7 protein-coding genes are annotated in these 9,331 nt (G+C 44.9%); 5 read left to right on the top strand and 2 right to left on the bottom strand.

Annotation, left to right across the window (positions count from 1 at the left end; genetic code table 11):
• The 4 genes from IQ270_RS24945 to IQ270_RS24930 form a co-directional block, all read left to right on the top strand.
• On the top strand, positions 1 to 2,892 hold a 2,892-nt coding region (locus IQ270_RS24945), incomplete at its 5' end, for a response regulator (protein WP_193975868.1).
• 233 nt (positions 2,893 to 3,125) lie between these two features.
• Positions 3,126 to 3,953: a protein-glutamate O-methyltransferase CheR gene (locus IQ270_RS24940; RefSeq protein WP_193975867.1), complete on the top strand. Its 828-nt coding sequence runs from the start codon at positions 3,126 to 3,128 to the stop codon at positions 3,951 to 3,953.
• Positions 3,925 to 4,632, top strand: a complete 708-nt coding sequence (locus tag IQ270_RS24935; RefSeq protein ID WP_339384317.1) for a chemotaxis protein CheB — start codon at positions 3,925 to 3,927, stop codon at positions 4,630 to 4,632. Before IQ270_RS24940 ends, IQ270_RS24935 begins: the two co-directional genes overlap by 29 nt.
• 7 nt (positions 4,633 to 4,639) lie before the next feature.
• A complete protein-coding gene (locus IQ270_RS24930; protein WP_193975865.1) occupies positions 4,640 to 6,772 on the top strand; it encodes a response regulator in 2,133 nt (710 codons plus the stop codon).
• Positions 6,773 to 6,782: 10 nt separating this feature from the next.
• Here IQ270_RS24930 and IQ270_RS24925 read toward each other — a convergent pair whose 3' ends face one another.
• Together IQ270_RS24925 and IQ270_RS24920 are read right to left on the bottom strand one after the other, a co-directional pair.
• Positions 6,783 to 7,727: a ribbon-helix-helix protein, CopG family gene (locus IQ270_RS24925; protein ID WP_193975864.1), complete on the bottom strand. Its 945-nt coding sequence runs from the start codon at positions 7,725 to 7,727 to the stop codon at positions 6,783 to 6,785.
• Between the two features lie 70 nt (positions 7,728 to 7,797).
• Positions 7,798 to 8,208, bottom strand: coding sequence for a hypothetical protein (locus IQ270_RS24920; protein ID WP_228056679.1), 411 nt, complete (start codon positions 8,206 to 8,208; stop codon positions 7,798 to 7,800).
• A gap of 92 nt (positions 8,209 to 8,300) precedes the next feature.
• Between IQ270_RS24920 and IQ270_RS24915 the strand changes: the two genes are divergently transcribed.
• Positions 8,301 to 9,331 (top strand): RNA-guided endonuclease TnpB family protein (locus IQ270_RS24915; RefSeq protein WP_193975863.1); only part of this gene is annotated, 1,031 nt, incomplete at its 3' end.

Here is a 9,331-nt window from a genome sequence, read left to right as displayed (position 1 = left end):
AACCAGATGATTGCCAATCTCCGGGAGACAACGCATAAAAATACTGAGCAAGATTGGCTGAAAACAAACCTAGCTAAGTTCACTAGAATGCTGCAAGGTCAGAGGGATTTAGAAACTGTTTGTAAACTAATTTTATCGGAATTGACACCGCTGGTTTCTGCTCAGCACGGGGTATTCTTCATGATGGAATCTGTCGAACACGATCCGTTTCTAAAACTGTTGAGTACCTACGCATACCGGGAACGAAAACAGTTAGGTAATAGATTCAATTTAGGCGAAGGTTTGGTAGGACAGTGCGCTCTGGAGAAAGAACGAATACTGTTAACAGAAGTACCGGAAAACTATGTTAAAATTTGCTCGGGACTGGGAGAAGCTACGCCGCTAAATATCGTGGTTTTACCCGTTTTGTTTGAGGGACAAGTGACGGCGGTAATCGAGTTGGCTTCGTTCCGCAGGTTCAGCGAAGTTCATTTGACATTTCTCGACCAACTTACAGAAAGTATCGCCATTGTTTTAAATACAATTGCGGCGAGTATGCGGACGGAAGAGTTGTTGAAACAGTCGCAGTCTTTGGCAGAAGAGTTGCAAACTCAGCAAAAGGAATTAACGGAAACTAACAAGCGTCTCGAACAACAAGCGCAGTCACTCCGCGCTTCTGAAGAACTGTTGAAGAATCAGCAGGAAGAGTTGCAACAAACGAATGAAGAACTAGAAGAGCAAGCTGAATTGCTAGCGCTGCAAAATAAGGAAGTTGAGCGAAAAAACCGAGATATCGAACAGGCGAGGGCTTTGTTGGAAGAAAGAGCCGAACAGTTGGCTTTGACTTCTAAGTATAAGTCGGAGTTTTTGGCAAATATGTCTCACGAGTTGCGAACTCCGCTGAATTCGCTGTTGATTTTGGCTCGATTGCTTTCTGAGAATCCTGATGGCAATTTGACTCTTAAGCAAGTTGAATACACGCGCACTATTTACTCGGCGGGAACGGATTTGTTAGGGCTGATTAATGACATCTTGGATCTCGCTAAGATTGAATCAGGTACGATGTCAGTGGAAATTGAGCAAGTGTTGTTTGGGGACTTGCGAGATCATTTGGATCGAACTTTCCGCCAAATTGCTCAGGATAAGAAGTTGAGTTTTCAAATAGAGCTTGAGGCTGGGTTGCCAAAAGGTCTCTATACTGATGCTAAACGGCTGCAACAAGTTTTGAAGAATCTTCTCTCTAATGCTTTTAAGTTTACAGAACGGGGTGAGGTGAAATTGTGTGTGGAAGTGGCGCGGGAAGGGTGGAGTTTAGAGATTGAAAGTTTAACGACTTCTGCTACTGTTTTGGCTTTCTATGTCAGCGATACGGGGATTGGGATTTCTGCTGAAAAACACAGGGTTATTTTTGAGGCTTTTCAACAAGCTGATGGTAGCACTAGCCGCAAATATGGGGGTACGGGTTTGGGTTTGTCAATTAGTAGAGAAATTGCTAATTTGTTGGGGGGAGAAATTAAGTTGACGAGTCGCCCTGGTGAAGGTAGTAAATTCACGCTTTATCTGCCGCAAACTTACCAAGAGTCGCGCATAATGAATGATAATGAAGTGGGAATAAGCCAGGAAATGGCGCAATTGCCGCCTGCTATTTCTGCGCCGCTTCCTTCGCCGAATTTCCAGTTGCCGTTAGCGCCTTATCCGTCGCCTTCAATATCTGATGACCGAGAAAATATTGAGAGTGGCGATCGCATCCTTTTGATTGTGGAGGATGATGTCAATTTTGCTCGTATTCTGTTGGATATGGCGCAGGAACAGGGTTTTAAGGGTTTGGTTGCTTTGCGGAGCGATATCGGTTTGGCGATGGCGCGTGAGTTCAAGCCCACTGCGATTATGTTGGATTTAAATTTGCCTGTGATGGATGGCTGGACTGTGCTCGATCGCCTGAAGCACGACCCAACTACGCGCCACATTCCGGTTCACATTGTATCGGTTGAAGACGGGCGGCAGCGCAGTTTGCAGTTAGGGGCGATCGCCTACTTACAAAAGCCTGTCAGTCATGAGGCATTGAGCAAAGCTTTGACTGATATTAGGGGTTTTGTGGAGCGACCAGTGAAAAATTTGCTAGTTGTCGAAGACAACGAAACGCAACGTCTTAGCATTGTGGATTTAATCGGTAATCACGATGTTTTAACGACGGCTGTGGGTAGCGGTGCTGAGGCGCTAGAAACTTTGAAATCAGGGCATTTTGACTGCATCGTACTCGATTTGGGACTGCCAGATATGACTGGTTTTGAACTGATCGAGCTGATTAAGCAAGAGGCTACTTTGAAAAGTCTGCCGATTATTATTTATACGGGCAAAGAGTTGACGAGAGCGGAAGAAACTAAACTCAAGCGGATGGCGGAAACAATAATTGTTAAAGATGTGCGATCGCCCGAACGCCTGTTGGATGAAACTGCTTTATTTTTGCACCGAGTTCAAGCAAATTTGCCCCAAGCGAAGCGCCAAATGCTAGAGCAATTGTATCAAACAGATTCGACGCTCGCGGGCAAAAAAGTCTTGATTGTTGACGACGACGTGCGGAATATCTTTGCCCTCACGAGTATGCTGGAGCGCCATCTAATGCAAATTGTGTTTGCTGAAAACGGCAGAGAGGGTATTGCTCAATTGCAAAATACGCCTGACATAAATATTGTGTTGATGGATGTGATGATGCCGGAGATGGACGGTTACGAAACAATGGAAGCAATTCGTAAGATGCCTCAATTCGCTTCGCTGCCAATGATTGCTCTTACTGCTAAAGCTATGAAGGGCGATCGGGAAAAATGTATCGAAGCTGGGGCATCTGACTACATTACCAAACCTGTGGACACGGAACAGTTGCTCTCGCTGCTGCGTGTTTGGCTTTATCGATAATGGAAGTCATCAGTCATTAGTCATCAGTCATTAGTCATCAGTCATCAGTCATCAGTCATCAGTCATTGTGGACTGTGGGCTGTAAACTGTAGGCTGTGGACTGATGACAAATCACAAATTAATCACTAATAACTAATAACTAATGACTAAGGACTAAGGACTAAGGACTAAGGACTAAGGACTAAGGACTAAGGACTAAGGACTAATGACTAATGACTAAGGACTAATTACTAATGCCCGAAACCCATGAACTTGAAACTATCGAAATTAAACTCCTACTAGAGGGAATATTTCGCTATTACGGATTTGATTTTCGTAATTATGCTCTTGCCTCTATCAAGCGCCGCATTTGGAACACTGTTCGCTCGGAAGGGCTCACCAATGTCTCTGCACTTCAGGAAAAGATCCTACACAATCCTGCCTGCCTAGAGCGTTTTTTGGTGGATGTTTCTGTAAATGTAACTACGATGTTTCGCGATCCTAAATTTTACATTAGTTTCCGAAAAAAAGTGGTGCCGATGCTGCGTACTTATCCTTTTCTTCGGATTTGGCACGCTGGATGTTCAACGGGAGAAGAAGTATATTCTATGGCAATTTTGCTGCAAGAAGAAGGGCTTTATGACCGCTGTCGGATTTACGCTACTGACATGAACGAATTAGTGTTAAAAACAGCCAAGGCTGGTATATTTCCTTTGAAACAAATGCAAGAATATACGCAGCTCTACCACCAAGCAGGGGGCAAAAAAGCGTTTTCTGAGTATTACACTGCTGCTTATGAAAATGCTATTTTTGTCTCTTCACTTAAAGATAATATTGTCTTTGCTCACCACAACCTAGCAACGGATACTTCTTTTAATGAGTTTAATGTGATTTTGTGCCGCAATGTGCTGATTTATTTCAATTCACAGCTCCAAGAGCGGGTACACAAGCTTTTTTATGAGAGCCTGGGAATGTTTGGAGTTTTAGGATTAGGACATCAGGAGTCTCTGACTTTTACACCTTATGAAAAACAATATGAGGCAGTTGAAAGAAGTGATAAAATCTACCGAAAGATTAAATAAAAACAATTTTGAGATAGTGGTTGTTGGCACGTCTTTGGGAGGGCTAGATGCTCTGAGTGTCCTGCTGGCAGATTTGCCACAAAGCTTTCCTTTGCCTGTAGTTATTGTCCAACACCGCCATAGGAGTTCTCCGAGTAGGCTTACTGATTTTTTACAGCGGCAAAGCTGTCTCCAAATCACGGAGGCACAAGACAAAGAGCCGATCGCGCCGGGACGGGTTTACTTAGCTCCTGCTAACTATCACTTGCTTGTAGAATCGCCTTGTGAGTGGCACAAGAGCGTGCCTGAAAACTACTTGAGAGGGGGGGGGAGTGCTGCTGTGGAGCCAACGGACAATTCAAATTCCCCAATCCTCTGTCGCGGAAGTTTTACATTTGCAGTATCAACTGAGGCTCCTGTCTGCCACGCGCGGCCTTCTATTGACGTGCTGTTTGAGTCTGCTGCTGATGCCTTTGGGGAGCGCGCTATTGGCATAATTTTAACGGGAGCTAGTTGTGATGGCAGTGCAGGGCTGGCAAAAATTAAAGCTCAGGGAGGATTGACATTTGTGGAGGAACCGATTTCTGCTTTATGCGGGACAATGCCGGCCTGTGCGATCGCAAATGTTGAAGTAGACTGGATTTTACCCCTCTCTAAAATTGCTCCCTGTTTGGTCAATTTACTAACAATTAAAAATTAACAAATTTATGAATGTGCAGCCCTCCGATCGAGTAAATGTCCTCATAGTTGACGACCGCTCAGAAAATTTGGTGGCTCTGGAAGCTATTTTGAACAAGCCGTATTACAACTTAGTCAAAGCAAATTCTGGCGCGGAGGCTCTGAGGTCTCTGCTTAATGAAGATTTTGCGGTGATTTTGTTGGATGTGCAGATGCCGGGAATGGATGGATTTGAGACGGCAACAATGATTCGCTCTAGAGATCGATCGCGCTCGACTCCGATTATTTTTATCACGGCATTCAGCAGCAATGACACCCACGTGTTTAAAGGTTATTCTCTGGGGGCGGTGGATTACCTGTTCAAACCCTTGGAACCGGAAATATTGACCTCGAAGGTGCAGGTATTTGTGGAATTGTTCCAAAAAACTGCCGAGGTGAAGCGGCAAGCAACACAGTTAGCTGCGGTTAACACTGAACTAAGTAAAAGTGAGGAGCGGTTTCGCAGTTTGTGTGCTTGTTCGCCCCTGGGAATTTACTTAGCTGACGTTGCAGGCCGCTGTACTTACATGAATCCCCGCTGTCAAGCGATTTGTGGGTTGATTTTGGAGGAAAGTTTGGTGTCAGTTTGGCAGCGGTCAGTTCATCCTGAAGACCGCGAGCGGGTTGTAGCAGATTGGTTAGCTTGGATTAAAGAAGGTCAGGAATATTCGAGTGAGTTTCGATTAGCCGATCGCGAAACTGTGCGTTGGATTAACTTGCAGTCGTCGCCAATGTTTTCGGATTTGGGAAAACTGATCGGTCACGTTGGGACTGTTAGAGATGTCACTGACCGCAAGCAAGCAGAGGAAGAACGCGGCAGACTGATCCGCGAACAAGTAGCGCGGCAAGAAGCTGAGATAGCTAACCAAATGAAGGATGAATTTATAGCTATTCTTTCCCACGAACTCCGTACTCCTTTAAATGCGATTCTAGGGTGGTCTAGGCTGCTTCAGGCCAAGAAGTTTGATGAAACAACTATTTATAAAGCCCTAGAAATTATAGAGCGCAATGCTAAATCTCAAGCGCAACTTATTGAAGATATTTTAGATATTTCGCGGATTCTGCGCGGAAAATTAGCCTTCAATTTGTATCCGATCGAGTTGAAAGATGTGATTGAAATGGCAATTGATTCTCTGCGACCACTGGCTGAGGCAAAATCAATTGCGATCGAATTTAAAGGTAGCTCAGATGTTGGTAAAGTTATCGGCGATAGCGATCGCTTGCAACAAGTAGTATGGAATTTGCTTTCAAATGCGATTAAGTTTACTCCTGACGGCGGTAAAGTAGATGTGGGGTTGGAGTTGGTTGGGGATGAAGTCCAAATTCAGGTAATTGATAGCGGAATTGGTATTTCTCCTGATTTTCTGCCTTATGTTTTCGATCGCTTCCGCCAAGCCGATAGCAGCACGACTAGATCCTACGGGGGTTTGGGGCTGGGATTGGCGATCGTCAGTCACTTGGTGGAACAGCACGGCGGTAAGGTTAGGGCAGAGAATAATACGGGGGAGGGTGCGAAATTTACGGTTTCTCTGCCATTTGCTCCGAATCCCGAGCCAGGTGCAGGGGATGATTGCTTTGAACTAAATCAGGCGGCAGAGGTTCTGCCAACTCTTGCTAATTTGCAATTGCTGGTGGTGGATGATGACGATGACACGCGGGAGTTTTTGATTGCTTTGCTCGAACAGGAAGGAGCTGTGGTGCGATCGGCGGCATCGGCGGCCGGAGCTCTAGCTGCACTGGAGAATTTTTGGCCGGATGTGCTGCTGAGCGACATTGGAATGCCGGAAGCAGACGGCTGTGAGTTGATCGCGCGGGTGAGAGAAATGGAAGTGCTGCGGGATCGAAAGATGCCTGCGATCGCCCTGACGGCTTACGCGAGAGAGTCCGAGCGCCGACAAGCCCTGGAAGCTGGTTTCCAGATGCACTTATCTAAACCTGTTCAGGTAACTGAGTTAATTGCAGGAATTGCTAACCTCGCTGGAATTCTCATAAATCCACTGAGGCTAAAAACTGTTGAATCATTCAATTTAGGAGGTGAGAGATCGGAGGCTCCAAGGGACTCGGCGGTGGAAACCGCGTCTTTGCAAACGAAGTCTGCCTCCGCAGAGCAGCGAGATCGATGAGCTATGAGAATCAGGGGCGGCGCCACTTGTTGAGATAAGCTTCGCCAATCCCAGCCACAGCCTGCATTTGACCTAGCTGTTCCCGTAAAGCTTTGATTGTTCTGAGCTGTTCTTGAGACTGTTGCTGCAAAGCGTCGTAATTTCGATGTTTTGCCTGACTCTGGCTCAATTCCTGTTCTAGATATGGCAACTTTGTCAGTTGAACTTGGAAGTTGCCGATCGCACTTGACATTTCTGCTAACTTGTGCTGCAAATTTTCGTAACTCGACTTCGACACGGCTTGCTGCAATTGCTGTTCGAGATTTTGCTTGGAGGTAGCTAATTGTTCCTGCAAAGATGCGATCGAGCTTTCCCTTTCGCTCAACTGCTGCTCGAGAGCTTCGTAACTCGACTTGGCGACTGTTTCCTGCAATTGCTGTTCGAGATTTTGCTTTTGGGTAGCCAATTGCTCCAGCAAAGATGCGATCGAGCTTTCCCGTTCGCTCAACTGCTGTTGCAAACTGGCGACTGTTTCCTGCAATTGCTGTTCGAGATTTTGCTTTTGGGTAGCCCATTGCTCTTGCAAAGATGCGATCGAACTTTCCCGTTCGCTCAACTGCTGCTGCAAACTTTCGTAACTTTCTTGCAGTGGATTTGGCTGTACGCTTACCTTGGGCGATAGAGTTTCTGCCGTTACAGCCTTATTAATTGTGCTTTCTTGGGCTGTTTCCCCTGGCAACTCAGCGGTATCGACCGCACTTTTTTCACCTTTTTTCCAAGTTACAGTAACTTCACTTTTGTCCTTAGAAATATCCAGAGCGCCTTGTGCCAAGCGTTCTAGCAGTTCCGACCTTGATATTCCGAGCTTTCGAGCGATCGTATTCAATCTATCGGCACTCGAAGGAGTCAGCGAAAGTCCAACTTTGACTTTGCTTTCTGAATTTGAACTAACTACATTGCGATTTTTTTTGACCATTGGCATTTTCCTCATGCCAATCTACACTTATTAGTATAGTGGCTGAAACTTCTCTTACAATTAATTTTTGTTACTTACCAATTGTGGCAGCTTGTGGCACTTTTCGTTCCAAATCGAACAAAAAGCCATGAATGTACTCTTCCGTCCATTCCTCGCCGTAGAACCGTTTAAACATTCCCCGCGCTGGGTCTTTTGCGGCACGGTACCGCAGATAGCGCAGTTGATCTTGTAAAATATTATCTAACTTTGTGCTATCTGTCACGGGTTCGGCGCGATCGACCAAATCCAAATAAGCGGTGAGATAGTCTTTGAATGCTGCAAAAACCCGAGTTTCCACAACCTCGGTTTCCTTGGGGCGAGTCCACAGAAACGCCGGCGAGAAAAACTGTTTGGCTTCCTCTGGGAAATCGCCACCCCAAGGGAGGTGCGGTTGATGAGTTTGAAAAATTTGTTCGATCGGCGCAGTATTGTAAAACTTCATTGAGTTTATAAGCAATTATAAACAATAATGGTATTCTATAGTTGTGAGTGTTGAACAAGGAATACGCATAGCCCAAAAAACGCAAGTCTCAAATGCAGCTAGCAGAAAGGCATATCATTAAATCAACGGAACCTCGTTTTAGCGAAATTGACCAACTAGCTTTCAAGTCCAAAAACCTCTACAATGCCGCCAATTACGTCATTCGTCAGAACTTTATTTACGGATGGGGCTATGTCAATTACAACGAAATGAACCGATTGATGAAGTCTCACGAAGCATATAAGGCAATGCCTGCTAAAGTAAGTCAGCAAATCTTGATGGTGCTAGACAAGAATTGGAAATCGTTTTTTGAAGCCGTTAAAGCTTACAAAGTTGATTCTTCAAAATTCACGGGTCGCCCAAAATTGCCAAAGTACAAAGATAAAGTTAAAGGGCGAAACCTTCTCGTCTACACGATTCAAGCAATTAGCAGCAAACAGTTGAATAAAGGAATCATTAAACTTTCGGGTACAGAACTTTCAATTAAAACCCAAGTCAATCCCCACCAGATTTGTCAAGTTAGACTGGTTCCGAAATGTGATTCCTACGTAATTGAGGTAATTTATGATGAACCGGAGTCCACCCTTGGCAACGCTAATTCAGTAGCTAGTATTGATTTAGGACTGGATAATTTAGTGGCGTTAACTTCAAATCAACCGGGATTTATCCCTTTGTTGATTAACGGGCGACCATTGAAATCGATTAACCAGTTTTATAACAAGCGCAAAGCGCAATTACAATCCCAATTGAAAGGGTGTCGCAAAACTTCGCCCCGCATTCAGCTCTTAACTCGCTGTCGCCATCAAAAAGTTGATAATTACTTACATCATGCTAGCCGTCTAATTATTAACCTTTTGCTCACCAAGCAGATTGGGACGCTAGTAATTGGCAAGAACGCGCAGTGGAAAACAGAAATCGAGTTAGGGAAGAAAAACAATCAAAACTTTGTTAGTATTCCTCACTCTCGATTAATTGAAATGTTGGAGTACAAAGCTCGGTTGGCGGGAATCACAGTAATTGTGCAGGAAGAATCCTACACATCCCGCTCCAGTTTTTTAGGTTTAGACCCAATTCCTGTTTATGG

Origin of the sequence: Microcoleus sp. LEGE 07076 (genome assembly GCF_015207455.1) — a bacterium.
Classification (GTDB): domain Bacteria; phylum Cyanobacteriota; class Cyanobacteriia; order Cyanobacteriales; family Microcoleaceae; genus Microcoleus.
Note: the sequence above shows the minus strand (reverse complement) of the source record. Positions and strands in the feature narration are given on the sequence as shown.